This is a genomic window from Bradyrhizobium sp. 23 (assembly GCF_023073295.1).
Lineage (GTDB): Bacteria > Pseudomonadota > Alphaproteobacteria > Rhizobiales > Xanthobacteraceae > Bradyrhizobium > Bradyrhizobium canariense_D.
The window spans coordinates 47206-72419 of the sequence record NZ_JADPJF010000124.1 but is presented as its reverse complement, the minus strand read 5'-3'; the positions used below and the strand labels follow the sequence as shown (position 1 = coordinate 72419).

The 25214-nt window shown below is 64.2% G+C and carries 22 protein-coding genes; 10 read left to right on the top strand and 12 right to left on the bottom strand.

The genetic code is table 11. The features are described 5' to 3' along the window. The first annotated feature begins 18 nt into the window (after window positions 1–18). From IVB32_RS29480 to fabA, 4 genes are all read left to right on the top strand, one after another. Window positions 19–984, top strand: coding sequence for a helix-turn-helix transcriptional regulator (locus IVB32_RS29480; protein ID WP_085353493.1), 966 nt, complete (start codon window positions 19–21; stop codon window positions 982–984). A gap of 272 nt (window positions 985–1256) precedes the next feature. Next, window positions 1257–2825 carry a DEAD/DEAH box helicase gene (locus IVB32_RS29475; RefSeq protein ID WP_026232735.1) on the top strand — a complete coding sequence of 523 codons (1569 nt, stop codon included), beginning with the start codon at window positions 1257–1259 and terminating at the stop codon, window positions 2823–2825. A gap of 166 nt (window positions 2826–2991) precedes the next feature. Then, window positions 2992–4059, top strand: coding sequence for a GGDEF domain-containing protein (locus tag IVB32_RS29470; protein ID WP_085353495.1), 1068 nt, complete (start codon window positions 2992–2994; stop codon window positions 4057–4059). A gap of 105 nt (window positions 4060–4164) precedes the next feature. Then, window positions 4165–4695 (top strand): bifunctional 3-hydroxydecanoyl-ACP dehydratase/trans-2-decenoyl-ACP isomerase, encoded by a 531-nt coding sequence (gene fabA / locus IVB32_RS29465; protein ID WP_085353496.1) that lies wholly within the window; start codon window positions 4165–4167, stop codon window positions 4693–4695. Between the two features lie 60 nt (window positions 4696–4755). On the opposite strand, the gene IVB32_RS29460 is transcribed toward fabA, so the two are convergent. From IVB32_RS29460 to IVB32_RS29425, 8 genes are all read right to left on the bottom strand, one after another. Then, a complete protein-coding gene (locus IVB32_RS29460) occupies window positions 4756–5196 on the bottom strand; it encodes a TfoX/Sxy family protein (protein ID WP_018454449.1) in 441 nt (146 codons plus the stop codon). Between the two features lie 181 nt (window positions 5197–5377). After that, the gene (locus tag IVB32_RS29455) at window positions 5378–5788 is read right to left on the bottom strand and encodes an iron-sulfur cluster assembly accessory protein (protein ID WP_247412194.1); all 411 of its coding nucleotides are present in this window, start codon (window positions 5786–5788) and stop codon (window positions 5378–5380) included. A gap of 74 nt (window positions 5789–5862) precedes the next feature. Continuing rightward, the gene (locus IVB32_RS29450; protein WP_007591551.1) at window positions 5863–6234 is read right to left on the bottom strand and encodes an SUF system Fe-S cluster assembly protein; all 372 of its coding nucleotides are present in this window, start codon (window positions 6232–6234) and stop codon (window positions 5863–5865) included. After that, window positions 6231–7478, bottom strand: a complete 1248-nt coding sequence (locus IVB32_RS29445; RefSeq protein WP_204511094.1) for a cysteine desulfurase — start codon at window positions 7476–7478, stop codon at window positions 6231–6233. The genes IVB32_RS29450 and IVB32_RS29445 overlap by 4 nt, the downstream gene beginning before the upstream one ends. Further along, the gene (gene sufD, locus IVB32_RS29440; protein WP_247297406.1) at window positions 7475–8779 is read right to left on the bottom strand and encodes a Fe-S cluster assembly protein SufD; all 1305 of its coding nucleotides are present in this window, start codon (window positions 8777–8779) and stop codon (window positions 7475–7477) included. Before sufD ends, IVB32_RS29445 begins: the two co-directional genes overlap by 4 nt. Window positions 8780–8790: 11 nt before the next feature. After that, the gene (gene sufC, locus IVB32_RS29435) at window positions 8791–9543 is read right to left on the bottom strand and encodes a Fe-S cluster assembly ATPase SufC (RefSeq protein WP_007609807.1); all 753 of its coding nucleotides are present in this window, start codon (window positions 9541–9543) and stop codon (window positions 8791–8793) included. Window positions 9544–9605: 62 nt separating this feature from the next. After that, on the bottom strand, window positions 9606–11102 hold the full coding sequence (gene sufB, locus IVB32_RS29430; RefSeq protein WP_027569858.1) for a Fe-S cluster assembly protein SufB: 1497 nt from the start codon (window positions 11100–11102) through the stop codon (window positions 9606–9608). Between the two features lie 116 nt (window positions 11103–11218). Continuing rightward, entirely contained in the window at window positions 11219–12358 is a 1140-nt protein-coding gene (locus tag IVB32_RS29425) for a cysteine desulfurase family protein (RefSeq protein WP_247297408.1), read from the bottom strand. A gap of 343 nt (window positions 12359–12701) precedes the next feature. On the opposite strand from IVB32_RS29425, the gene IVB32_RS29420 reads away from it, so the two are divergent. Together IVB32_RS29420 and IVB32_RS29415 are read left to right on the top strand one after the other, a co-directional pair. Then, window positions 12702–13349 (top strand): alpha/beta hydrolase, encoded by a 648-nt coding sequence (locus IVB32_RS29420; protein ID WP_007591562.1) that lies wholly within the window; start codon window positions 12702–12704, stop codon window positions 13347–13349. A 7-nt stretch (window positions 13350–13356) separates the two neighbouring features. Then, entirely contained in the window at window positions 13357–13869 is a 513-nt protein-coding gene (locus IVB32_RS29415; RefSeq protein WP_085358775.1) for a DUF1697 domain-containing protein, read from the top strand. Here IVB32_RS29415 and IVB32_RS29410 read toward each other — a convergent pair. From IVB32_RS29410 to IVB32_RS29400, 3 genes are all read right to left on the bottom strand, one after another. Beyond that, window positions 13866–14189 (bottom strand): multidrug efflux SMR transporter, encoded by a 324-nt coding sequence (locus IVB32_RS29410; RefSeq protein ID WP_039799056.1) that lies wholly within the window; start codon window positions 14187–14189, stop codon window positions 13866–13868. The genes IVB32_RS29415 and IVB32_RS29410 overlap by 4 nt on opposite strands. 10 nt (window positions 14190–14199) lie before the next feature. Then, window positions 14200–14877, bottom strand: coding sequence for a glutathione S-transferase family protein (locus tag IVB32_RS29405; RefSeq protein ID WP_018454457.1), 678 nt, complete (start codon window positions 14875–14877; stop codon window positions 14200–14202). A gap of 98 nt (window positions 14878–14975) precedes the next feature. Further along, window positions 14976–16079: an anhydro-N-acetylmuramic acid kinase gene (locus tag IVB32_RS29400; RefSeq protein ID WP_247371053.1), complete on the bottom strand. Its 1104-nt coding sequence runs from the start codon at window positions 16077–16079 to the stop codon at window positions 14976–14978. Window positions 16080–16243: 164 nt separating this feature from the next. On the opposite strand from IVB32_RS29400, the gene tyrS reads away from it, so the two are divergent. The 4 genes from tyrS to IVB32_RS29380 all read left to right on the top strand — a co-directional run bounded on the left by tyrS (window position 16244) and on the right by IVB32_RS29380 (window position 21516). After that, the gene (gene tyrS / locus IVB32_RS29395) at window positions 16244–17497 is read left to right on the top strand and encodes a tyrosine--tRNA ligase (RefSeq protein ID WP_018454459.1); all 1254 of its coding nucleotides are present in this window, start codon (window positions 16244–16246) and stop codon (window positions 17495–17497) included. Between the two features lie 57 nt (window positions 17498–17554). Continuing rightward, window positions 17555–18826, top strand: coding sequence for an MFS transporter (locus tag IVB32_RS29390; RefSeq protein ID WP_085353503.1), 1272 nt, complete (start codon window positions 17555–17557; stop codon window positions 18824–18826). Window positions 18827–19045: 219 nt separating this feature from the next. After that, entirely contained in the window at window positions 19046–19450 is a 405-nt protein-coding gene (locus IVB32_RS29385; RefSeq protein ID WP_018454461.1) for a DoxX family protein, read from the top strand. A 371-nt stretch (window positions 19451–19821) separates the two neighbouring features. Beyond that, the gene (locus tag IVB32_RS29380) at window positions 19822–21516 is read left to right on the top strand and encodes a methyl-accepting chemotaxis protein (RefSeq protein WP_204511088.1); all 1695 of its coding nucleotides are present in this window, start codon (window positions 19822–19824) and stop codon (window positions 21514–21516) included. Window positions 21517–21649: 133 nt separating this feature from the next. Here IVB32_RS29380 and IVB32_RS29375 read toward each other — a convergent pair. Continuing rightward, window positions 21650–25214: DUF3971 domain-containing protein (locus tag IVB32_RS29375; protein WP_247412190.1), on the bottom strand; the 3565-nt coding region annotated here is incomplete at its 5' end.

The following is a 25214-nucleotide window of genomic DNA, read 5'->3' as shown; positions in this document are numbered from 1 at the left end:
TGGAAGCGAGGGGCCGCCGTGTATCGCTGGTGCACCGACGAGGTCGAGCCGCACGACCGCTTCGACTTTTGGCGCGAGGTGCGCGCCAAGGGCCTGTTCGGCGTCACCGTCGAACTCGAGCCCGAACGCCGCGCGAACTTCTTCGGCGAATTCTCGCTGCGCCGGCTTGGCGGAGCCGGCCTCGTCGAGCTGAAGGCCTCCCATTACACGGTCGAGCGCAGCGTGACCGACATCGCTCACGCGCCGGGCGACAGCCTCTGCGTCTATCAGCAGCTCGGCAGCGGCGCGTGGTTCGGCGGCATGCGCGGCAGCGACTTCACGATCGCCAATGGCAGCTTCGCCACCAGCCATACCGACCAGACCTATCGCGCCACGCCGCTGGGCACGGGCGGCTTCCACCTGCGGATCCTGAAGATTCCCGTGAGCGGCCTCTCCATGCAGGACAAGCGCATGCGCGAGCTTGCGCCCCGGACGTTCGACGATCCCGGCTTGAAGCCCCTGCTCGACGCCTGCTTCGCCGATCTCGGTACGGTTGCCGCGGGTGATGACGGCGCCGCCGATGCCGCTTCGCTCGTCGAGGCTTTAGCCCATCTGGCGCTGATCGAGCGCGGCATGCTGCGGGCCGGCAGCCGCCTCGGGCAGGCCGCGCTGCGGACCGCCCGGCTCTCGCAGGCGCGGCGCCTGATCGCGCGGCACCTGCAAGACCCAAATCTGGCGCCGGCCATGGTGGCCGACCTGCTCGGTGTCTCCGTGCGTCACCTGCACATGCTGTTCGAAAGCGCGGCAAGGAGTTTTTCGCAAACCGTGACGGACGAACGCCTGAACCAGAGCCGCCGCTTGATGCGCGAAGCCCCGGACCGGTTGATTGCCGACATCGCGACCTCCTGCGGCTTCGAGAGCGTCGCGACCTATTACCGGGTCTTCAACGCCGCCTACGGGATCGCGCCCGGCGACTTCCGCGCGCAGGGGCCGGAGGGGCGCTAGCCGACGTTTGGGCGGAAAACCGCAGCCGCTCCCACTATTTGGGCGAAAACCTCAGGTTTTTTAGGGCCTTCCCGCGCCCGCTCCATTGACTTTGGCCGATTCCCCCCTATGTTCCGTGGCGACGCGGCTCAGATCGAAGAGCGATTCCTGAGTTTGGCGCTTTGTTCGCGTGAGTCAGCACCCCCAGCTTCTTTGAGAGCGCGCCGTTTTGGGGTGGAACGCGACAGCCTTATTACCCTCGATTCCGAACGGCGGTTTCGACCAGAGGCTCAATGTCTTTTACCCATCTCGGACTATCCGAAAAAGTCCTCGCTGCAGTGGCGGCCACCGGTTACACCACCCCCACCCCCATTCAGGAACAGGCGATCCCTCACGTCCTCGCTCGCAAGGACGTGCTCGGCATCGCCCAGACCGGCACCGGCAAGACCGCGGCCTTCGTGCTGCCGATGCTCACCATTCTCGAAAAGGGCCGCGCCCGGGCGCGCATGCCGCGCACCCTGATCCTTGAGCCAACCCGCGAACTCGCGGCGCAGGTGAAGGAAAACTTCGACCGCTACGGCGCGGGCCAGAAACTCAACGTCGCCCTCCTGATCGGCGGCGTTTCCTTCGGCGACCAGGATGCCAAGCTAACGCGCGGCGTCGACGTGCTGATCGCCACTCCCGGCCGCCTGCTCGACCACACGGAGCGCGGCGGCCTGCTGCTCACCGGCGTCGAGCTGCTCGTCATCGACGAAGCCGACCGCATGCTGGACATGGGCTTCATTCCCGACATCGAGCGCGTCTGCAAGCTCGTCCCGTTCACGCGGCAGACCCTGTTCTTCACCGCGACCATGCCGCCGGAGATCCGGCGCATCACCGAAACCTTCCTGCACAATCCGCAGAAGATCGAGGTATCGAAGCCCGCCACCACCGCTGTCACCGTTACGCAGTGTCAGGTCCCGGCCGGGCGCGAGGCGCACGAGAAGCGCGAGCTGCTTCGCCGATTGCTGCGCGAGGCGAAGGATCTCCAGAACGCGATCATCTTCTGCAATCGCAAGCGCGAGGTCGCCGTCGTTCACAAATCGCTGCAAAAGCACGGCTTCAGCGTCGGCGCGCTGCACGGCGACATGGACCAGTCGGCCCGCACGGCGGCACTCGAGCAGTTCCGCAAGGGCGAGCTGCCCCTCCTGGTCGCATCCGACGTCGCCGCCCGCGGCCTCGACATCCCCGAGGTCAGCCACGTCTTCAATTTCGACGTTCCCCACCATCCCGACGATTATGTCCACCGCGTCGGCCGCACCGGTCGCGCAGGGCGGTCCGGCATGGCGATCTCGCTCGTCACGCCGCTCGACCAGAAGTCGATGGTGGCGATCGAGAAGCTGATCGGCCAGAGCATTCCACGCGCGGAGGGCGATTTCGAAGTCCGCACCGATGCTTCCGACGCGAGCGAGCGTCCGCGCGAGCAGCGCGGCCGTGAACGTTCACGCGGCGGACGCGGCAAGCCGCAGCGCGGCCGCGATCGTGAGCGCAGCCACGAGCCGCGCGAACCGCGTGGCGAGGCACAGCCTTCGGCCGAAGCACGGTCCGCTCCCGAGACAAGGCCCGCTTCCGAAGCAAGGCCCGCGCGCGAGGCAAGGCCTCCGCGTGAAGCCAGACCTTCGCGTGAAGCCAGGCCGCCGCGCGAAGCCAAGCCATCATCCGAGCCGCGTGACGGTGCGCGCCAGCAGGCCAATCCGTCGCATGTGCCGTCGATCGGCCGTCCCGAGCCGCGCCGCCAACGCGAAGCCGACAGCGAGCCGGGTGACCACTCGCATCTGCCGGCCTTTCTGCTGCGTCCAGTTCGCTCCCCCGCCGGCGCCTGAAGCACGATGCGCGCCCGGCTTTGGTTGAAACCAAGCCGGCGCGCACTTTTTCGGATGCATTCGTGGACGTATATTTACGGGGCGTTCACGATCGTCCGTTAGCCTACGAACATAATTTAAGTATTGCTGCGGTCGTCGGCGCGCCGGTCGCTGTGGGGTATGTTCCGTGGTCAAGGTGCTCGACGAACACGAACGCACGATGGCGTTCGCCCAGGTAGCGCTCGGTCAGATCCGATCGCTACGGCAGACGGCAATTCCCCGCAATTACGAGATCTGGTACGTCTACGCCACCGGCTACAACGCCCCGCTCAACAAGATCATCAACGAGACGCTGGCGCGAAGCGGCAAGCTGACCGAAGCCGATCTCGATCAGATCTACGAGACCTACCTCTCCCACATCAAGACCACCGAGCGCATCGACAAGGTCGGCGCGCGCGTCATCGGCGAGATCGACGACGTCATAAAGGTTCTCGGCGACGCGCTCGCGATGACCGGCTCCTACGATGCGAGCCTGTCAGACGCGACCAAAAAGCTGTCATCGGCCGAAAGCCGCGAGCAGATCAAGTCGATCATCGAGACGCTGCTGCATTCGACCAGCGAGATGCGCGAGACCAACAAGGCGCTGGAAGACCGGCTGACGCTCTCGAGGAGCGAGATCAGCAACCTCCAGCAGAGCCTGGAGGCGATCCGCGCCGAGAGCCTGACCGATCCGCTGACGGGGCTCGGCAACCGCAAATATTTCGATCGCATGATCGACATGGCCGTGCAAGGCGCGCTCGCCTCCGGCGAGCCGCTGTCGCTGCTGCTGGTCGACATCGATCATTTCAAGTCGTTCAACGATTCCTACGGCCATCTCACCGGCGACCAGGTGCTGCGGCTGGTCGGCCTGTCGCTGAAGCAGACCATCAAGGGCCAGGACATCACCGCCCGCTATGGCGGCGAGGAATTCGCGGTCGTGCTGCCCAACACCGCGCTGCGCCAGGCCCTCACGGTGGCCGATCACATCCGCCGCGCGGTGATGGCGAAGGAACTAAAGAAGAAGTCCACCGGCGAAATCCTTGGCCGGGTCACCATCTCCGTCGGCGTCTCCATGCTCAAGCAGGGTGACGACACCGATGCGCTGATCGAACGCGCGGATGCCTGCCTCTACGCCGCCAAACGCAACGGCCGCAACCGCGTGATCTGCGAGGCCGATCCGGAATTCACGGTCGAGACCCATAACCGGGTGGCGTGACGCCGAAGCCGCGCACCGCCAGCGCTTGACATTCTGACCCGACGAACGACATCTCCCTCGCCGTCTTGAGGCGTCCGACTGCGAAGATCCGGAGGACTTGTCGTCTTGCCCAATCCGCATGATTTTCACTCACCGCAACCGTCCTACACCAGGGACGAGCTGCTGAGATCGAGCGAGGGCGGCTATTTCGGGCCGGGCAATGCGCAATTGCCAGCGCCGCCGATGCTGATGATGGATCGCATCACGGAGATCAGCCTGGATGGCGGCGAGTTCGGCAAGGGCCATATCGTCGGCGAACTCGACATCGCGCCGGGCCATTGGTTCTTCGATTGCCACTATCACGGCGATGCCACGATGCCAGCGTCTCTGGGTTTGGATGCCATGTGGCAGATGGTCGGCTACTGGCTGGGATGGTCGGGCTCGCCGGGCAAGGGCCGCGCCATCGGCGTCGGCGAAGTCGCGTGCACGGGCGAGGTCACACCGAACGCGCAACGCGTGCGCTACGAGGTCTCCATGAGGATGGTCCGGCGCGGCAAGCTGGTGCTCGGAATTGCCGACGGTCGCGTGCTGGCCGACGGCGTCTGCGTCTTCACCGCCAGGGACATGCGGGTTGGTCTGACCAAGGCCGTGGAGTGAAGTCCCATCGGGTGGGCAAAGGCGCTCAGCGCCATGCCCATCATCTCCCACACCAGCACCTCAGCGGAGGGCACGCTTCGCTTTGCCCGCCCTGCGCACTGTTTTCTTCTTGGTCGGCCGCTTCGTTGCAACGGGCTTCTTCGCAACCTTCTTCGCCGCCTTCTTCACCTTGGGCGGCTTCTTCACCTTGGCGCGCTGGGCAGCAGCAAGCGCGGCCCTCGCCCATTGCGCGAGTTCCGCGGAATCGTCGAACAGGCGGGCCGGCAGCTCCCAATAGGAGTTCACCACCACGGTCTTGGCGCGGGTCGAGTATTGGAACGGCTTCGAGCCTTCCGCCTCAAAATCCGGGATGGTCATCTCGTCAGCGCGGAAGAACAGGCCGGCGCGCAAGGCCAGCGCGAAGTTGACGCCGTCGGCGGAGATGCCGTAGCCGGAGAACATTTTCCGGATGGCGACGGGGCCGAAATCGGCGAACAGGTCGATCAGAAATTCGCGGTCCATGGCTGAACTATTTCCGCACGGTCGTCCTGGCGAAAGCCAGGACCCATTCCACGGGAGGGAGTTTAGCGAAGACTGCCAGTCGTGCCAGCGTCGGTATTGGCACCGACGATCACCGCGAGATCACGCGGTATGGATCCTGGCCTTCGCCAGGACGACAGCGGAGCGATTTGCGAGAAACGGACTACCCGTCGATCTGCGCCGGGCGCAGCTCGACGGACTCGCCGCAGCCGCAGGTGGAAATCTGGTTGGGGTTGTTGAAGACGAACTGGGCCTGCATCTTGTCGGCCTTGTAGTCCATCTCGGTGCCGAGCAGGAACAGCACGGCCTTCGGATCGACCAGGATCTTGACGCCCTTGTCCTCGACGACCTCGTCGGTCGGGCGGACATCATGGGCGTATTCGACGGTGTAGGACTGTCCGGCACAGCCGCCGTTCTTGACGCCGACGCGCAGGCCAACGATCTCGGAATCGGCCCGCTGGGTCAGCTCGCTGATGCGCTGGGCGGCAGCGTCCGTCAGCCGCATGACCTGCGGGCGGGGCCGCCTCGGCTTTGGAGTGGATGCTGGTGTCGAGCCCGACGATATCTGTGTCATGTCAATGATGTGGTCCGTTGCCGAGCGAATTCAATGCCAAGGATCTAACAAGGATCTAAAGCCGAGGTTACGCGTCACCACATGTTGAGCACGAGGCGGGCCTCGTCGCTCATGCGTTCCGGCGTCCATGCCGGCTCCCAGACCACCTTGACGTCGACCACGCCGACGCCGGGGACGCTGGCGACCGCGTTCTCGACCATGGTCGGCAGCTCGCCGGCGGCCGGGCAATTCGGTGTCGTCAGCGTCATTTGCACATCGACGGAACGATCGTCCTTGATCTCGACCTTGTAGATCAGGCCGAGCTCGTAGATATCAGCCGGGATTTCCGGGTCGAACACGGTCTTGAGCCCGGCGATGATCTCGGTGGTGAGACGCTCGGTCTCCTCAGGCGGCAGCGCCGACTGGGTTTCCATCGGATTGGCTTTGATTTCGGCCGTGTCACTCATGCGAACAAATCCCGCGCCTTCAACAGCGCCTGTGCCAGATGATCGACTTCTTCCCGCGTATTATACATGCCGAACGACGCCCGGCATGTGGCTGTGACGTTGAACCGCTCTAAAAGCGGCATCACGCAATGGGTGCCGGCGCGCACCGCGATGCCCTGGCGGTCGATCACGGTGGCGACGTCGTGGGCGTGCGCGCCCTTGAGTTCGAAGGAGATCACCGGGCCCTTGCCCCGCGCCGTGCCGATCAGCCGCAGCGAGTTGATCTCGCGCAGCTTATCCTGGGCGTAGGTGACGAGATCGTGCTCGTGCGCGGCGATGCGCTCCTTGCCGATCGAATTGACGTAGTCGATCGCCGCGCCGAGCCCGACGGCCTCGACGATCGCCGGCGTGCCGGCCTCGAATTTGTGCGGGGGATCGCCGTAGGTGACGATGTCGCGCGAGACCTCGCGGATCATTTCGCCGCCGCCGTTATAGGGGCGCATCGCGACCAGGTGGTCGTAGTTGGCCCAGAGCACGCCGATGCCGGTCGGCCCGTAGACCTTGTGGCCGGTGAAGACATAGAAGTCGCAGCCGAGGTCCTGGACGTCGACTGGGATATGCACCGCGCCCTGGCTGCCGTCGACCAGCACGGGAATGCCGCGGGCGTGGGCGATCTTCACGACGTCCTTGACCGGGACGATGGTGCCAAGCGCGTTCGACATCTGCGTGATCGCGACCAGCTTGGTCTTCGACGTCAGCAGCTTTTCGAATTCGTCGATGAGGAAATTGCCCTCGTCGTCGACCGGCGCCCATTTGATCACGGCACCATGGCGTTCCCTGAGGAAATGCCAGGGCACGATGTTGGAGTGGTGCTCCATGATCGAAATGACGATCTCGTCGCCTGCTTTGATGTTCGGCTCGCCCCAGGACGAGGCGACGAGGTTGATCGCCTCGGTCGCGTTGCGGGTGAAGATCACTTCCTCGGTCCGCGGCGCGTTGATGAACTGCGCCACCTTGGTGCGGCCGCCCTCATAGGCTTCGGTCGCGGCGTTGGCGAGATAATGCAGGCCGCGGTGCACGTTGGCATATTCGGAGGTGTAGGCCTGCGTCATGCGATCGAGCACGGCGCTCGGCTTCTGCGCAGATGCGGCGTTGTCGAGATAGACCAGCGGCTTGCCGTAGATCTGCATGGCCAGCGCCGGAAAATCCTGGCGCACGCGCGCAACGTCGTAAGAGCCGTTCTTGACTGCCGGATGCGTGCTCATTGGCGCCGCTCCAGCCAGCGCTCGGCAATGCCGATCACGTGCTCGCGCAGATCATCGTTGGCGATCTGCTCGATCGCCTCGCCGACGAAGGCCTGGATCAGCAGCGCCTGGGCCTGCTTCTCCGGCAGGCCGCGCGCCTTCAGATAGAACAGCAGACTGTCGTCCAGCGCACCGGCGGTGGCGCCGTGACCGCAGGAGACGTCGTCCGCAAAGATCTCGAGCTCGGGCTTGTTGTCGGCTTCCGCCTCATCCGAGAGCAGCAGCGCGCGGATCATCATCTTGCCGTCGGTCTTCTGCGCATCGGGACGAACGATGATGCGGCCCTGGAACACCGAATGGGCGCGATCGTCGATCACGGCGCGGAAAACTTCTCGGCTGACGCAGTTCGGCACGGCATGGTCGACCACCAGCGTGGTGTCGCCATGTTCGGTCTTCTGCAACAGGTTCACGCCGTTGACGGAGAGCTCGCTGCCCTCGCCTGCCAGCGTGATGAAGCCCTGCAGGCGGCTGACTGCCGCGCCGGTCGTCATGTTAAAGAAGTTCAGCTTTGTATTCGCGCCGACCGTGACGAACTGCGAGGTGATGTTCACAGCATCCGGCGAATCGTCCATCAGACGGATATGCGCGATGTCGGCATTATCGCCAACCGAGAGGATGACGGCATCGTTGACCTGGTAAGCCTTGGCGCCGGCCGCGACAAAGCTCTCGATGATCGTGGCACGAGCGCCCTTCCCGACCGCAACCTGCGAGCGGGTGAAAGCCGACGCGGAAGATGCAACCGCGATGTGAATGATCTGGATCGGCGCGGACAGCTGCGTGCCGTCGGCGATATGAAGCACGACACCGTCGGTCGCCATCGCGGCGTTCAGCGCGATCACCGCATCGGTGGCCGCGGTCTTTAACAGACCGGAATCCTTCTCCAGCGTCTCCCGCAATGTCTTAAAGCCCGCCTCGGAGGCCAGCGCCTTGACGTCGGAGAGATCGGGAGCGAACACGCCGTCGACCAGCACCAGCTTGCGGGCGCCCGTGATCGCATGCGCTTTCACCGCGTCCGCGGCGCGCTTCAACGCAGTCGCATCGGGCGCAGCCGCGAGCGGCAGTACCTCGCCGACCAGCGCGCGCAGATCGGTGTACTTCCACTCCTCGATCCGGCGGTGCGGCAGGCCGAGACGCTCATAGGTCTCGAACGCCTCGCGGCGTACCGCGATCACGGAAGGCGAACCCGGCAGCCGGCCTTCGGCGCTGGCGAAGAGATCGCTCACCGCGCGGCCGTTTCCGGTCTTTGCCACAGCAACGTTCATCTCAAAATTCCTTACGCGGCGTCCTCGAACTGGGCGTAGCCGGACGCTTCCAGCTCCAGCGCCAGTTCCTTGCCGCCGCTCTTCACGACACGGCCTTTTGACATCACGTGCACGACGTCAGGCACGATGTAGTTCAGCAGCCGCTGATAATGGGTGATGACGACCATCGCGCGCTTGGGCGAATGCAGCGCGTTGACGCCGTCGGCCGCAATCCGCAGCGCGTCGATGTCGAGGCCGGAATCCATCTCGTCGAGGATGCACAGGCTCGGCTCGAACAGCGCCATCTGCAGTACCTCGTTGCGCTTCTTCTCGCCGCCGGAGAAGCCGACATTGACACCGCGCTTGAGCATGTCCTGCGGGATGTTCAGCGACTTCGAGACTTCGCGGACTTTCTTCAAAAAGTCGGGCGTCGAATATTCGCCCTCGCCGCGCGCCTTGCGCTGCGCGTTCAGCGCGGTGCGCAGGAAATTCATGGTGGAGACGCCGGGGATCTCGACCGGATACTGGAACGCCAGGAACACGCCCTTGGCGGCCCGTTCGTTGGGCGCCATCGCGAGCAGGTCTTCGCCCTTGAACAGGATCTCGCCGTCGGTGACCTCGTAACCAGGCTTGCCGGCGATGACGTGGGACAGCGTCGATTTGCCGGAGCCGTTCGGCCCCATGATCGCGTGGATCTCGCCCTCGTTCACGGTCAGCGTCAACCCATGGAGGATCTCACGCTCCTCGACACGAACCTTGAGGTCTTTCACTTCAAGCAAAGCCATCTTGGTGTCCAGTTTATTCAAATGATGCATAGGGCGCGCGACGCGCGCCGCGAGGGCCGGCGCTAGCCGACCGATCCTTCAAGCGAGATCGAGATCAGCTTCTGCGCTTCCACCGCGAATTCCATCGGCAGTTGCTGCAGCACGTCCTTGACGAAGCCGTTGACGACGAGGCCGACCGCCTCCTCCTGCGTGAGGCCGCGCTGGATGCAGTAGAACAGCACGTCCTCGGAGATCTTGGACGTGGTGGCCTCGTGCTCGAACGTCGCCGACGAGTTCTTGGCTTCGATGTAGGGCACGGTGTGCGCGCCGCATTTGTCGCCGATCAACAGCGAATCGCAGGCGGTGAAGTTGCGCGCGCCGGTCGCCTTGCGATGCGCGGTAACGAGCCCGCGATAGGTGTTCTGCGACTTGCCGGCTGCGATTCCCTTGGAGATGATGCGGCTCGACGTATTCTTGCCGAGATGGATCATCTTGGTGCCGCTGTCGACCTGCTGATAGCCATTCGAGATCGCGATCGAGTAGAATTCACCACGCGAATTGTCGCCGCGCAGGATGCAGCTCGGATACTTCCAGGTGATCGCCGAACCAGTCTCGACCTGGGTCCAGGAGATCTTGGAATTGTTGCCGCGGCAGTCACCACGCTTGGTGACGAAATTGTAGATGCCGCCCTTGCCTTCCGAATTGCCGGGATACCAGTTCTGCACCGTCGAATATTTGATCTCGGCGTCGTCGTGCGTGACGAGCTCGACCACGGCCGCGTGCAGCTGGTTCTCGTCGCGCTGCGGCGCGGTGCAGCCCTCGAGATAAGAGACGTAGGAGCCCTTGTCGGCAATGATCAGCGTGCGCTCGAACTGGCCAGTGTTGCGCTCGTTGATGCGGAAGTAGGTGGACAGTTCCATCGGGCAGCGCACGCCCGGCGGCACGTAAACGAACGAGCCGTCCGAGAACACCGCCGAGTTCAGCGTTGCGTAGAAATTGTCCGACGTCGGCACCACGGATCCCAGATATTTCTGCACCAGCTCGGGATGCTCGCGGATCGCCTCCGAGATCGGCATGAAGATCACGCCGGCCTTCTTCAGCTCGGCCTTGAAGGTGGTCGCAACCGAGACCGAATCGAACACCGCGTCGACCGCGATCTTGCGCCTGTTGGGGTCTTCCTCGCCGGGCTTCGGCTCGACGCCTTCGAGCATGGCGACTTCCCGCAAGGGAATGCCGAGCTTCTCGTAGGTCTTGAGGATTTCGGGATCGATCTCGTCGAGCGAGGTGATCGTCTTTTTCGGCTTCGGCGCCGAATAGTAATAGAGGTCCTGGAAGTCGATCTTGGGATAGTCGACGCGGGCCCAGGTTGGCTCGGTCATGGTCAGCCAACGCCGATAGGCCTCGAGCCGCCACTGGAGCATCCAGGCGGGTTCGTTCTTCTTCTCGGAGATGAACTTGACGGTCTCTTCCGACAGCCCCTTGGGGGCCTTGTCGGACTCGATCAGGGTCTCAAACCCATAACGATACTGGTCGACGTCGATGCGCTTCACGCGCTCGACCGTCTCTTGCACGGCTGGCATTCTATCCTCCGCTCGCGGTTTCAAGGACCGCGGTGGATCATCAAACTCGGACGACTATTACGATGTTTCTTGGCGGGACGCACGCGCTTAGAACCGTTCAAGGCGTGTTTCATCGCTTATCCCTTAAGTAGGGTATTACCGAGCTTTCGCCAAGCCTCTAACGCCCTGTTGATGTCATCCGGCTCGGTGGACCAGCCCAGACTGAGACGCACCGCTCCTTGGGCGACGGTCGGATCATACCCCATTGCCGACAACACGTGGGACGGCTGCACCTTGCCCGAGGAACAGGCAGATCCCGAGGACACCGCGACACCTTCGAGGTCGAAACCGATCACCGCCGTCTCGGCTTTCAACCCGGGAGCCGTGAAAAGAACGGTGTTAGGTAACCGCCCAACATCACTTGAGAAGACCGTTGCACCCGCCATGGAGCAAATGCCATTTTCCAAGCGATCTCTTAGGCTTGCCATCCGCTCCGCATCCTCGGGCAAAGCCTGAAGGGCGACCCGCACCGCTGCGCCGAAGCCGGCAATACCGGCGACATTCTCGGTTCCGGCGCGCCGGTTCAGCTCCTGCCCGCCGCCTCGGAGCAACGGCTCAAGTCCGGCCACGCCCTCGGCCACGACCAGCGCGCCGACCCCCTTGGGGCCGCCGATCTTGTGTGCAGAAAAGGTCGCAAGGTCTGCGCCGATCACTTTGATATCAAATGAGATTTTTCCAAACGCCTGGATTGCGTCGACGTGCAGCAGGCCGCCAGCCCCGTGAACGATTCCCGCGGCCTCGGCGATGGGCTGCAGCGCGCCCGTCTCGTTGTTGGCCGCCATGATGGAGATCAGCGCCGGCGGGCCGTCGCCGAGCAGCGCCTTCAAATGGTCGAGGTCGATCACGCCGGAGCGCGTGACCCTGATCTGACCGATCTGATCGGTCGGGAACCGGCCGCCCGCCAGCACCGAAGCATGCTCGACAGCCGAGACCAGAAGCCGCTCGACAGGCCCGCCAGAGGGCCCTCGAAGACCCGGTGACAGCGCCAGCGCGTTGGCTTCGGTTCCCGTGGAGGTAAAAACCGCGTTCCGCGGCAGCGCGCCGACGGAGGTCGCAAGCAGGGCCCGCGCGTCCTCGACAAGGCGCCGCGCCTCGCGCCCCTCGGCATGAACCGAGGACGGATTGCCGATGAGCTCGGAGGCTGCGAGCATCGCGCTTCGGGCCTCGGCGCGAAGCGGCGTGGTCGCATTCCAGTCGAGATAGATGCGGCTCGGCATAGAGTATTATATTACCTGAGACTGATTGCTGCGCCAGCGCTGGTACCCGACATGGGCTCCCCTGGAGCACTTGGCAATCTCGATTCCGGATTCCCCCATCGCGCGACGACGCGGCCATGACGCTAACGCCTTGAGCTCATTGGGCGATGTTCAAGATGCTTGCTTTTTGACCCTCGGCTCATGTTAGAACGCGCGCGTCAGTTCGCCGCGCGCCGCTCGCGCATCATCCGAGGGCGCCGCTCCACCCTTCCATTCGCGGCTTGATCGGCCCAGCAGCCGATGAAATCCGCACAATCGGTTGATTGTTGAAGAGCGTCTTCAAGGGATCAATCAAGAGATCATCATGCCTGAAGTTATTTTCACCGGCCCCGCCGGCCGCCTCGAAGGCCGCTACCATCCGGCCAAGCAGAAGAACGCGCCAATCGCGATGGTCCTGCATCCGCATCCGCAGTTCCACGGCACGATGAATCATCAGATCATCTACCAGTGCTACTATGCGTTCGCGCATCGCGGCTTCTCGGTGCTGCGTTTCAATTTCCGTGGCGTCGGCCGCAGCCAGGGCTCGTTCGACCACGGCACCGGCGAATTGTCGGACGCGGCCGCGGCGCTCGACTGGGCGCAGACCATCAATCCCGAAGCGCGCGCCTGCTGGGTTGCCGGCTTCTCCTTCGGCGCCTGGATCGGCATGCAGCTGCTGATGCGCCGCCCCGAGGTCGAGGGCTTCATCTCGATCGCGCCGCCCGCCAACCTCTACGACTTCTCGTTCCTCGCACCCTGCCCGTCCTCGGGGCTGATCGTGCATGGCGAGAAGGACGCGGTGGTGCCGCCCAAGGACGTCAACACGCTGGTCGAGAAGCTGAAGACCCAGAAGGGCATCGTGATCGACCAGCAGGTCATCCCGGGCGCCAACCACTTCTTCGACGCCAAGCTCGAGCCGCTGATGGAAACCATCACCGCCTATCTCGACATGCGCCTCGCCAACGTGCGCTGAGCTTTCCGTGGGTGCGTTCATCGCATTGCTGCGTGCCGTGAATGTCGGCGGCACCGGCAAATTGCCGATGAGCGAACTCAAGGCCATGTGCGAGGAGCTCGGCTACGCCGCCGTGCGCACCTATATTGCAAGCGGCAACGTCGTCTTCACAAGCCGCAAGTCGCAATCTGCGATCAAGACCGCACTCGAAAAGCGGTTGCACGCCTATGCCGGCGCGCCGGTCGGCGTGCTCGTGCGCAGCGCCACCGAGATGGCGCAGGTCTTGGCCGATAATCCGTTTCCAAAGGCCGCCCCCAACCGTACCGTCGCGATCTTCCTCGACAAGGCGCCGCCGGCGGATGCGCTCGCCGGCATTCGCGGCCAGAACAAGGAGGAGATCCGCCTCGGCCGCCGCGAGATCTACGTGCATTACGGCGACGGCATGGGCACGTCGAAGCTGGTCATCCCCGCCGCCAAGACCGGCACCGCGCGCAACATGAAAACGATCGCGACGCTCGCGAAAATGGCCGCAGAGCTCTAGGCCAGCTTGAGCGCCGCGATCCCCGTCAGCACCAGCAGGATCCCCGCGATCTTCATCGCGCTCAGCGCCTCGCCGAACAGCACCACACCCATGACGACGGTGCCGGCGGCGCCGATGCCGGTCCAGACCGAATAGGCGACGCCGACCTCGAGCACCTTCAAAGCACGCCCGAGCAGGACAACGAAGGCTACGAGCAGCACGAGCGAAACGACGCTCCAGCCAGCGCGCGTGTAGCCTTCCGCATATTTCATCGAGATCGCCCAGCCAACATCGAGTGCGCCTGCGATCACCAGCATCAGCCAGGCCATGGATTGCGACATCGGCGTGGGCTCAGGCCGCAAGCTTGAGCAGATGCGCGTCGTGGCGCACGAGGAAGGCGCGCAGCAATTGCGGATAGTCCGCGCCCACCGCAGTACGGACGCTCGGACGCTTCGCCAGTTCGGCGCGCCATGCGCGGACCTTCGGCACATCGCGGAAAATGCCGTGGTCGGTCAGCTCGTCGAATAGATCGAAGTAGCGGAAGACGGGGGCGAATACGGCGTCGACGAGACTGAACGCTTCGCCAGCAAAATAAGGACCGGCACCGAGCGCCGCTTCGACCCGGGCGAACTTCACCATCAGCGCCTGGCGCTTGCTCTCGAACGTCGCCGCATCGGTCGTGGTCTCTAGGCCCCAGAGATCGGCGAGCACTGCTGAACCGAACTCCATCCACGCCCGGTGCTCGGCACGCTCCAAGGCATCCGCCGGATGCAGTCTCACGCCGCCTTGCGTCTCCTCGATGTACTCGCAGATCACGTTGCTCTCGAACAGCGCGACCTCGCCCTTCTCGCTCGTCACGACCAGCACCGGCACCTTGCCGAGCGGCGACAGTTTGAGAAACCAGTCGGGCTTATTGGCGAGATCGATGTCGACCCGCTCGAACGGCACGCCCTTCTCGTTGAGCGCGATCACCGCGCGCTGCACATAGGGGCAAAGCTTGTGGCTGATCAGTTTCAGTGAAGCGGTCATGGCGAGAATCCCGACGGTTAGATGCAACTGCATCAAAGATAGATGCATGTGCATCTACCTGTCAAGATCAATGCATCTGCATCATCCCGCCTATGATCTCAAGGCCGCGCGATCACCCCGCCCGTCATCGGCATCGGCACGCCCGTGGTCCCGGGATACGACAGCGGCAGGCCCTTCAGGCCGCGCGCGGCGAGGAAGCCGAAGGCCTGCGCCTCGATGGCGTCGGAGGCCCAGCCGACTGCCTCCGCGGCCTCGACAGTGGCGGACCCAACGCGCTCCCGCAGCATCTGGAGCATGGTCCGGTTGAGGGCGCCGCCGCCGCAGACGATCCAGCTCCGCGGCCTGCGTGGCAGCAGCGGGATGATGCGGGCGATGGCCGCCGCGGTGAAGGCGGTCAGGGTCGCGGCGCCGTCGGCCGGCAGGACATCGCCGAGCTTTAGTGCTGCAAAATCGTTGCGGTCGAGCGATTTCGGCGGCGGGCTTACGAAGAACGGCAGCTCCAGCGCCCGCGCGATCCAGGCTTCGTCCGCCTTGCCGAGGGCTGCGAGCTTTCCGTCCGCGTCGAACGCCTGGTTCATGGTGCGGTACATGAAATCGTCGAGCAGCGCGTTGCCGGGTCCGGTGTCGCAGGCAATCAGCGTGTCGTTGCCGTCGATATAGGTGATGTTGGAGACGCCGCCGATATTGACCACGATGATCGGCCCTTCGCGCTCCAGCGAATGGGCGAGCGCGCGGTGATAAACCGGCACAAATGGCGCGCCCTGCCCGCCGGCCTCGACGTCGGCGGCGCGAAAATCATGCATCACCGGGATATGGATCGCCCTGGCCAGCGCCGGCGCGTCGCCGATCTGCACCGTCAGCCGCTTCTCGGGGCGGTGCAGCACGGTCTGGCCGTGGAAGCCGACGATGTCGATGTCTTCCGGCTTCATCCGGTTCTGGGCGACGAAGGCGGCCACCGCCTCGGCATGCGCGAGCGTCACTGCGCGTTCGGCCTCGGCCAGAACTCCCGGCCTAGCATCGCGTTGCGCCAGGTGCACGGCCTCGCTCAGCGCCTGACGCAGCAGGTTGCGCTCCGCCGGGCTATACGGCCGGTAGCCGGACGGCCCGAATGCCTTCACCTGCTTTCCGTCGGTTTCGATCAGCGCAACATCCACCCCGTCCAGCGAGGTGCCGCTCATCAAACCGAGTGCCGTCAACATCATGGATCAGCGTCCTCAAGAGACCCTTCCGGCATGCCGATCTTGTGCCAGAGGGACACATCTTATAATGCCACAGGCCAAAGTAGCGGGCAGCAACCGAGTTCCCACGGATGACCCTTAAATTGCTCCCAAAACAGTAAACCAAGAATTGTCAGGCGCGCCGACAAATGACTGCATTCAAATCGGATTTCCTCAATACGCTGCAGGAACGTGGATTCATCCACCAATGCTCCGATTTCGAGGGGCTGGACGCCCTCGCCGCCAAGGGCGAGGCGACGGCTTATGTCGGTTACGATTGCACCGCCCGCTCGCTGCACATCGGCAACTACCTGACCATGATGATGCTGCACTGGCTGCAGCAGTCCGGCAACAAGCCGATCACGCTGATGGGCGGCGGCACAACCATGGTCGGCGATCCCTCCGGAAAGGACGAGACGCGCGCGATCCGCACCGTCGCCGAGATCGAGGCCAACAAGGAATCGATCCGCGGCGTGTTCGCAAAGGTGCTGCGCTATGGCGGGGGCAAGAGCGACGCCATCATGCTCGACAATGCCGAGTGGCTGACAAAGCTCAACTACATCGAGATGCTGCGCGACGTCGGGCGGCATTTCTCGGTCAACCGCATGCTGACGATGGACTCCGTGCGCCTGCGCCTCGAGCGCGAGCAGGAGATGAGCTTCATCGAGTTCAACTACATGATCTGCCAGGCCTACGACTTCGTCGAGCTCGCCAGGCGGACCGGCTGCAACTTGCAGATGGGCGGCTCCGACCAGTGGGGCAACATCATCATGGGCGTCGATCTCGGCCGCCGCATGGGCACGCATCAGCTGTTCGCCCTGACGACGCCGCTGCTGACGACGGCGTCGGGGGCCAAGATGGGCAAGACCGCTCAGGGCGCGGTCTGGCTCAACGCCGACCAGTTCTCGCCGTATGATTTCTGGCAGTACTGGCGCAACACCGAAGACGCCGACGTCGGCAAGTTCCTCAAGCTGTTCACGACGCTGCCAATGACCGAGATCAGGAAGCTCGAGGCGCTCGGAGGCTCCGAGATCAACGAGGCCAAGAAGGTGCTCGCCACCGAGGCGACCGCGCTCCTGCATGGCCGCGACGCAGCGAACGAGGCGGCCGAGACCGCGCGCCGCACCTTCGAGGAAGGCGCGCTGGCCGAGAGCCTGCCGACCGTGGAAATTCCGCGCGGCGAGTTCGACGCCGGCCTCGGCGTGCTCAACGCCTTCGTCAAGGCGGGCCTCGTTGCCTCCAACGGCGAAGCACGGCGCCAGATCAAGGGCGGCGGCCTGCGCGTCAATGACGAGCCCGTCACCGACGAGAAGATGGCGTTGTCGGCGGCCGACCTGACGCCGGAAGGCGTGGTCAAGCTGTCGTTCGGCAAGAAGAAGCACATCCTCCTGAGGCCTGCATAGGCGTATGAGCTTTTCGCTGCTTGTCAGGGCGCGCTGAAGCGCGCTCCCTGATCGGCAATGGACCAGAACACGCTAGAGGAACAGTCCAAGCAAGCGACCAGGGAACGCGTCACGGCGACGCCGCAGGGCGTCGTGCGCACCGCGCTGGTGGTGCTCGCGCTCTGCTTCACACTCGCCGTGCTCGGCCGCGGCCTCAGCGAAAGCTTCACCGTCTTCCTGAAGCCGATCTCGGAAAACTTTGGCTGGGATCGCGCCCAAGTGGTCTCGATCTATTCGCTGACGTGGCTCGTCAGCGGACTGACGGCGCCGTTGGTCGGGCGCCTGTTCGATCATTCCGGACCGCGCATCGTCTATGCACTGGGCCTTTTGCTGCTCGGCTCGGCCTTCCTGATCGCAAGCCACGCGCAGTCACTCTGGCAGTTCCAGCTCTCGATCGGACTCTGCGTCGGCATTGGCGTCGCCTTCATCGGCAATGTGCCGAACTCGATCCTGCTGGGCCGCTGGTTCGGCCCAAAACTCCCGACCGCGATGGCGGTGGTCTACTCGGCCATGGGTGGCGGCGTGCTGGCGCTGCTGCCGGCCTCGCAGCTTTTGATCGATCATCTGGGGTGGCGCGAAACCTACCAGCTGTTCGGCTTCGCCGCGCTCGGCCTGCTGGTGCCGCTCATGCTGCTGCCATGGCGGCTGTTCGCCTCGGGCTCGCCGCAGATCGCGAAGAAGACCGATCCGGATTTCGTCGATCACGGCTGGACCCTTCCGAGCGCGATGCGCCATCACGCCTTCTGGGCGCTGTTCTCGACATTCTTCTTCACCGCGGTCGGCATGTATGCGATCGCCGCCCAGATCGTGGCCTATTTGATCGATGCCGGCTTTCCACCGCTGCAGGCCGCCACGGCCTGGGGCTTCTCCGGCATCGTGCTGGTGTTTGGCATGCTAGGCGTGTCCGCGCTCGACGGCCTGATCGGTCGCCGGCCGTCGGTGCTGCTCAGCTACGCGATCTCGATCCTCGGCATCTTCCTGCTGTGGCTGTTGCAATACTCCGCCAATTTCCTCCTGCTCACCGGATTCGTGGTCTGCTTCGGCAGCATGATGGGCTCACGTGGACCGCTGATCACGGCGACCGCGATGAAGATCTTTGGGGGCAAGCGCGTCGGCACCATCTACGGCACCATCTCGATCGGCAGCGGGCTCGGCTCGGCTTTCGGCTCCTGGAGCGGCGGCCTGATCCATGACGCGACCCATGGCTACAACGCGCTGCTCGCCTTCGCACTCGCGAGCGTGGTGCTCGGGATGATCCCGTTCCTGGTCGTGCCCGCCTTGCGGCGGTAGGTCTCCTGAAGGTAACTTGAGCGCATTCGCGTCACCGGGAAATTACGGATGGGCACGACGCGAACAGCTACGAAGATGTGGATCGCACGCGGCTGAAAGTCCTTCCTGCGGTGTTTTGTCCGACATGACAAAAATGTCAGCGCAAATTGCCCTTGGGCGGCTTGCAGGGCGGAACTGAATGCGGTCCTAGTCGCAGCATTGGATGGAGGGCACAAACCAATGAACTTTCCCTATCTCGTTCGCTTTCAACCGGTTCTCTTGAGCCTGTTTCGCTTCATCACCGGCCTGCTGCTGTTCCAGTACGGTGTCGCCAAGCTGTTCAAGTTTCCGGTGCTTCCCTACTTCGCAAACATCCCGCCGATCATCTACGCAGCCGGTACGCTTGAGCTCGTGCTTGGCGCGTTGCTGATGATCGGCCTGTTCACCCGCCTCGCGGCATTCATCCTCTCGGGTGAGATGGCCTTCGCCTATTTCATGGGGCACATGTTCAAGGGCGAAACGCCGGTGTTCCTGCCGCTGCTCAATGGTGGCACCGCGGCGATCCTGTTCTGCTTCGCCTGCCTCTACCTCTCGGCAGCCGGCGGCGGCTCGGTCAGCGCCGATGCGGCGATGGGCAAGGACTAGCGGCGCGTTCGCGCGGCGCTGAGGCGTCAGCGATTGATTCGCGAATGAAGAGATGGCATCCGTATGTTCACGGGTGCCATCTCAGCGCGAGCCCAGCACGTTCCAGACCAGGACGAGGACCGCGACCAGCAGCATCGACATGATGAGGCGGTGAACGAATCGGTTCATTGCCGCTCCCAACGGATTAGGTCGCGACTAAAGACCCACACGATTTTTCTCCGAGTTGACGCGCCATGCGCCCGAGAAGCGCATGACGACCTGCATGTTTGCGCACGCCGCTTGCGCGGCAGCCGTCGCACGCGTCCATTCATGATTGGTAAGAATTTCATGCTACCGACGCGAGCAACAATAACCATTCCGTCGAGGCCGTGATGAAGCTGCTGAGTCACCTCAAGATCCGCACCAAGCTCGCCAGCATGGTCTGTCTTTCGGCACTCACGGTCACGGCCATCATCGGGGTGTCGTCCGTGCTCAGCAAGAGCCGCATGCTGGAGGATCGCGTTCAGCAGATGCGGACCGCGGTCGACATGCTCCACAACCTCGCCCAATCACTCGAAGAGGAGGTCGGCGCCGGCAAGCTGACGCAGGCCGAAGCGAAAATCCAGTTCCATCTGCGCGGCCGCCGCATGAGCTTCAATGGCGGCCAAGGCTATCCGGTGGTCTATAACGCCGATACCTCGATCCTGATCAATGGCGCGAACCAGCAGCTCGAAGGCAAGATCACGGGCGCCAAGGACTCCAACGGTGTCCTCATCGCAGATGCGATCGTAACGGCCGGCAACCAGGCTGCTCAGGGCGGCGTAACCTCATATCTCTACCCCCGCCCCGGCCAGACGGAGCCCGTCCGCAAGACCGTTTTCGCGCGCAAATTCGCGCCCTGGAACGCGACGATCAGCTACGGCCTCTATGTCGACGACATCGACGCCGACGTGCGAGCCTTGACGCTGGAGCTGGGGGCGATTGGCATCGGCTTGATGCTGCTGATGGCGACACTGTCCTGGCTGATCGCCCGCGACGTGCTCGGCGCGCTCGATCGCCAGAAGAACCGCATGCAGGCCATTTCCGAAGGCGCCATCGACACGGCGGTCGAGGAGACCGGTCGCGGCGACGAGATCGGCCGCATGGCCGAGACCCTCGAAGTGCTCAGGCAGACCGCGCTGACGGCCCGCAAGCTGGAGGCGGAGCAGGTCGCCACCAAGACCCGCAGCGAACAGGAGAAGCGCGACGCGCTGATCTCGCTTGCCGACCGGTTCGATGCATCCGTCGGCCAGCTCGTCGGCCTGATGGCCTCGGGCTCCGGCGAGCTGGAGGTCACCGCCAAGTCGATGTCGTCGACCGCGGAAGGCACCAACCGCCGCGCCGCCGTCGTCGGCTCGGCCGCCACCGAAGCCAGCCAGCGCGTCCAGACGGTCGCGGCCGCCGCCGAGGAGCTCTCCTCCTCCATCACCGAGATCAGCCGTCAGGTCGCGCAGTCCGCCGTGGTCACCGGCCGCGCCGTGGACAGCGCACGCCGCACCGACACCATCGTGCGCGCTCTCTCGGACGGCGCCCAGCAGATCGAGCACGTCGCCGAGCTGATTTCCAGCATCGCGGCGCAGACCAATCTGCTCGCGCTCAATGCCACCATCGAGGCCGCACGCGCCGGTGAAGCCGGCCGCGGCTTTGCTGTCGTCGCTTCGGAGGTGAAATCGTTGGCGAGCCAGACTGCCGAAGCCACCCGCGAGATCGGCGACAAGATCGCCCAGATCCAGGGCGCGACCAAGGAAGCGGTGGACGCCATCGGCGGCATCACCGCCACCATCGAGGAGGTCAGCCGGATCGCCACCTCGATCGGCGCCGCGATCGAGGAGCAAGGCGCCGCCACCGCCGAGATCGCCCGCAGCGTCTCGCAGACCGCGGAGGCCACCCTGGAAGTCACCACCAATATCGGGGGCGTCAGCACGGCAGCGAACGAGACCGGCAATGCCGCAGGCATGGTGCTCGCAGCAGCCTCAAACCTCTCCAAGCAGGCCGAGCAGCTCTCTGGCGAAGTCGGGACTTTCCTGGCGGGCGTGCGCGCGGCGTAAACGGCAGGCACCAAAGCCAGCACGTCGTCATGGCCGGGCTTGTCCCGGCCATCCACGTTCTACTTGCTTATGGACATAAAGTTCGTGGATGCCCGGGACAGGCCCGGGCATGACGAAGTCGGCAGCCCCTTCGCTATCGCCGCGCGAGGGTGCACCCGCTCGATAGCTGGCGCGTCGATCCGGTCGAGCCATCGTTCGACTGCGACGGGAATTCCTCGAACGGCGAGTTCTGTTTGCCGGTGTTGAATTCGAAGATCTTGCGGAACAGACCGGGGGCCATCGCCGAAATCGGGTTGACGCGCATTACGGGCGCTGCCGGCGTGCCGACGACCTCGTAGGTCACGCCGATCAATCCTTCATTGTTGCCGCCGCCGAGGAAGATGCCGAACAACGGGATCTGGCCGAAGATGTTGTTGACGCCGTACATCGGGACGAAGGTGCCGCTCATACAAACCTGGTTGCCGGGAAAGTCGATTGAGCCCTCGATGGTGGCGCCGATCATCGGCCCCTTGACCACGCCGTCGCGGATCGTGAGCGCGCCGTTCTGCCGCGTGAACTCCGCGCGCATCGCCGTGAAGGCTACGCCGTTCTGGGCGCCGTTGGGAGCCCCCGCCGCGACGCGATCGAGTTGCTCCATTCCCTTGACCGAGAAGTCACGCACATTGATCAGTCCTTCCCGTGTCGTAGGCTCGGACGTCGGCGGCTCCATCGCCACCACCATCTGGCCGCCGAAGACCTTGTTGGTGGTGTCTGTGAAGCGCAGGAAGTTGCCGGCATCGCTGGTCTGGAGATAGATCACCTCGCGGTTGCCCTGGGCGCGGCCGCCGCGCAGGTCGGCGGCCACGGGCGTGTCTTTTCCGATCCTGCCGCTCAGCGTGAAGGCTTTGACCGCACCATTGCGCCGCGACATCTTGGCGTCGACGCTGCGCATCGCCTCGCCGTTGAAACCCATGACGGCGCCGAGCTTCACGTCGATGTCGAAATCGAGGTTCTTCGTCTTGCTCTTGGCATCGTCCTTTGAATTGCCTGAGATCGCCGACTTCAGGAAGCCGCGGCCGTCGAATACGTCGCCGCGCATCGTACCCTTGAGCACGCCGTCCTGGCTGCGCTCCACTTTCAGTGAGGCCTTGTCGCCGTCGGATGGCGCGTAGGTCGGCAAGTTCGCGTTCATGAGCTCGCCGTTGGCATCGACCTCGAGCGACCCCTTGATCGAGGCGCCGCCGCCTTCGATGACGATGTCCTCCAGACGCGTCGATTGCGCCGTCGGCACCACCTTGAAGCTGGCCTTGCCCGCTCTTCCCGGCAGCTTGACCCAGCCGGGCAGGATGTTGTCGAGCTTGACCGAGGTCAGGTCGGCCTCGATGCCGAGCTTCGTCGTCTGGTCGGGTCCCCCGGCGATCTTGCCCGACAGTTTGATCGGCACCGATCCGCTGACGGCGGGACCCAGATCGAATCCGAGGCGCGCGCGGCTCGCATCGTCCAGCGTGGTCTGCAGTTTGACGTCCGCATCGCCCTCGGCCGGCTTGCGGTAATCGAGCGAGGCCGCCTGCCCGTTGATCTTGACGTCGCCCTTGACCTGATAGCCCTGGTTGCTCGCGACGATCTTGAGGTTGTTGGCCTCCAGCTTTTGGTTCATCACCAGCTTGTCGGCACCAAAACCGTTGAGATCGGCCGTAACGCTGTAGGTGGTGTCGGCTTTGGTCAGCTCGCCCTTGACCGGCAGCCCAAGCTGGACGTTCGCCGAGAACGTCCCCTTGCTGGTATTGGGATCGATGACGGTCGACGACAGATCGCTCAAGCGATCGTTGGAAAGCATTTCGGCGGCCGCAGGCACCGGACCTTCGACACGAAACCTCGTCCGCGACGGCGACGGCTTGGGCGCCATATCGGGCACCTCGAAGACGAAGTCGGAAATCGTGACCTTGCGGCCCGCCGGCGTATCGGCAATGCCCTGCCCGATGTTCACCGTCGCGGTGCGGCCGGTCACGCGCGCCTTCAAATCGGCATCGTGCACCACCGGCAGGCCATCGACGGGGCGAACCGTGACACCGCTCGCCACGATATTGACCGACAAGCCGTCGTCGGGAATGGGTGGGCCCTTGCGCGGAAGATTCTTCGTCGGTGAATTAACGCCGATCTCGATGCGCTGGAGCGTTCCACGCTCGATCCGCTCGATCACCCATTCGCGCAACTCGGGAACGACAAGGGTCGGCCACATCCGCTTGAGCGCGGAGGCCGACATCGGCGTTCCCGCGAAACCCAATGTCAGCCGCGGCTCGCCCGAATAGTCGATGGCACCGGTGCCGGCGACGCCGATCTCTCCGTTGGAGATATCGGCCTGGGTCAACAGCAGCCTCTTGTGGTCGGTATCGAAGCGGAAGCCGATCGCAATGCGGTTGAAGACCAGCGGCGGCTCGTTGTCGATGCCGGCGAGCAGGATCGAACCGCCGCTGAAACCGAGCTGCCAGTCATTGACGGTGCCGTTGGGCGGCTCGACATGAGCCAGAAGCGTCAGGCGGTTCGCGCCCGAGAGGACCTTGAACGGAGCGACCAGCACCCGCCGGTTGGCGTCCCACTCGACATTGATCTCGGCCGAGTCGATCGCCATCGGATAATCGGGCGTATCGGTGTCGATGATGTTGCCCGCACCGACCGTGATCTTGCCGCGAAAGAAAGTCGGCACGCCGTCGCGGCCGAGCTCGCCCTTGATCTCGCCGGTCAGCGGCAGGTCGGCGGTGTAGGTGAGGTCCTTCACCCGCAGCGCCAGCAGGATGTTGGCGGTCGAGACCTTGTCGGCGCGGATATCGACCGAGCGCACGCCGTTCTCGGTGGGGCCGATCGTGGCACGCAACGACCACGGACGCGCGCCCTCTTCACCGAGGCTGAGCGCGACGCCGCCACGGCTCGGTCGGCGCAGGCTGAGCGTGATGTTCTCAAACGTCCATTTGCTGCCGCGCTGCTGGTCGTCGACGATCAGATTGCCGTTCTTCAGGCCGATCTCGTTGAGATTCTGGCCGTCGAGGCCGGTCATGCTCAGACTGTCGAGCCAGTCGAGGCCCTGAAGAATGCCAGTCGGGGACGTGGCCTGGGGCGCGGCTTGCGGTGCGTCGGAGGTCGCAGGCTCGGTGGCGAATGGCGGCGGTGGCACACCGTTGCGCGGGAAAGTCGGCGGCAGTCCCGCGTCCCTTTTGGAGGCGACGCCGGTTGCGAGCGGCTTTGCGGTGTCGCCGGCCGATACCGTGACGGTGCCGTCAGGCGCGATCCGGATTGCGAGCTCGGCATCGACGAGGTTGAGGCTTTCGGCGCGCAGATGCCCCATCAGCAGGCCCGCACCCGACAGCTTCACCTCGGCCTTCGGCGCGGTGGCGACAATGACGTGATCGTGGTCGCGCACGACGATATCACGGATGCGCACGGCGATGCGGATCCGCCCGGCCCGCTCGATCTGCGTGCCGCCGACCTCCACGGTGTTGCCGTGACCGATATTGTCCTCGATCGCGGCCGCGAGCCACGGCGTCGCAATGTCGAGATTGATGGGACCGGCGCCGAGCCGCCACCACAGCGCGCCGAAACAGCCGACGAAGATGACGACCAGGACACCGACGACCACGGCCACGCGCTTCAGCCAGCGACCGCCGCCCAACCAGCGGCGCAACGGCCCAAACCCGTCAGCGAAGCGATGGAAGCCCGAATTGGAA

Excerpts from the sequence above, each read along its gene's own strand:
- IVB32_RS29475 (WP_026232735.1), top strand. The coding sequence starts at position 1,257 with ATGTCTTTTACCCATCTCGGACTATCCGAAAAAGTCCTCGCTGCAGTG.
- IVB32_RS29460 (WP_018454449.1), bottom strand. The coding sequence starts at position 5,196 with ATGGACCGCGAATTTCTGATCGACCTGTTCGCCGATTTCGGCCCCGTC.
- IVB32_RS29455 (WP_247412194.1), bottom strand. The coding sequence starts at position 5,788 with ATGACACAGATATCGTCGGGCTCGACACCAGCATCCACTCCAAAGCCG.
- IVB32_RS29450 (WP_007591551.1), bottom strand. The coding sequence starts at position 6,234 with ATGAGTGACACGGCCGAAATCAAAGCCAATCCGATGGAAACCCAGTCG.
- IVB32_RS29445 (WP_204511094.1), bottom strand. The coding sequence starts at position 7,478 with ATGAGCACGCATCCGGCAGTCAAGAACGGCTCTTACGACGTTGCGCGC.
- sufD (WP_247297406.1), bottom strand. The coding sequence starts at position 8,779 with ATGAACGTTGCTGTGGCAAAGACCGGAAACGGCCGCGCGGTGAGCGAT.
- sufC (WP_007609807.1), bottom strand. The coding sequence starts at position 9,543 with ATGGCTTTGCTTGAAGTGAAAGACCTCAAGGTTCGTGTCGAGGAGCGT.
- sufB (WP_027569858.1), bottom strand. The coding sequence starts at position 11,102 with ATGCCAGCCGTGCAAGAGACGGTCGAGCGCGTGAAGCGCATCGACGTC.
- IVB32_RS29425 (WP_247297408.1), bottom strand. The coding sequence starts at position 12,358 with ATGCCGAGCCGCATCTATCTCGACTGGAATGCGACCACGCCGCTTCGC.
- IVB32_RS29420 (WP_007591562.1), top strand. The coding sequence starts at position 12,702 with ATGCCTGAAGTTATTTTCACCGGCCCCGCCGGCCGCCTCGAAGGCCGC.
- IVB32_RS29410 (WP_039799056.1), bottom strand. The coding sequence starts at position 14,189 with ATGTCGCAATCCATGGCCTGGCTGATGCTGGTGATCGCAGGCGCACTC.
- IVB32_RS29405 (WP_018454457.1), bottom strand. The coding sequence starts at position 14,877 with ATGACCGCTTCACTGAAACTGATCAGCCACAAGCTTTGCCCCTATGTG.
- IVB32_RS29400 (WP_247371053.1), bottom strand. The coding sequence starts at position 16,079 with ATGATGTTGACGGCACTCGGTTTGATGAGCGGCACCTCGCTGGACGGG.
- tyrS (WP_018454459.1), top strand. The coding sequence starts at position 16,244 with ATGACTGCATTCAAATCGGATTTCCTCAATACGCTGCAGGAACGTGGA.
- IVB32_RS29390 (WP_085353503.1), top strand. The coding sequence starts at position 17,555 with ATGGACCAGAACACGCTAGAGGAACAGTCCAAGCAAGCGACCAGGGAA.
- IVB32_RS29385 (WP_018454461.1), top strand. The coding sequence starts at position 19,046 with ATGAACTTTCCCTATCTCGTTCGCTTTCAACCGGTTCTCTTGAGCCTG.
- IVB32_RS29380 (WP_204511088.1), top strand. The coding sequence starts at position 19,822 with ATGAAGCTGCTGAGTCACCTCAAGATCCGCACCAAGCTCGCCAGCATG.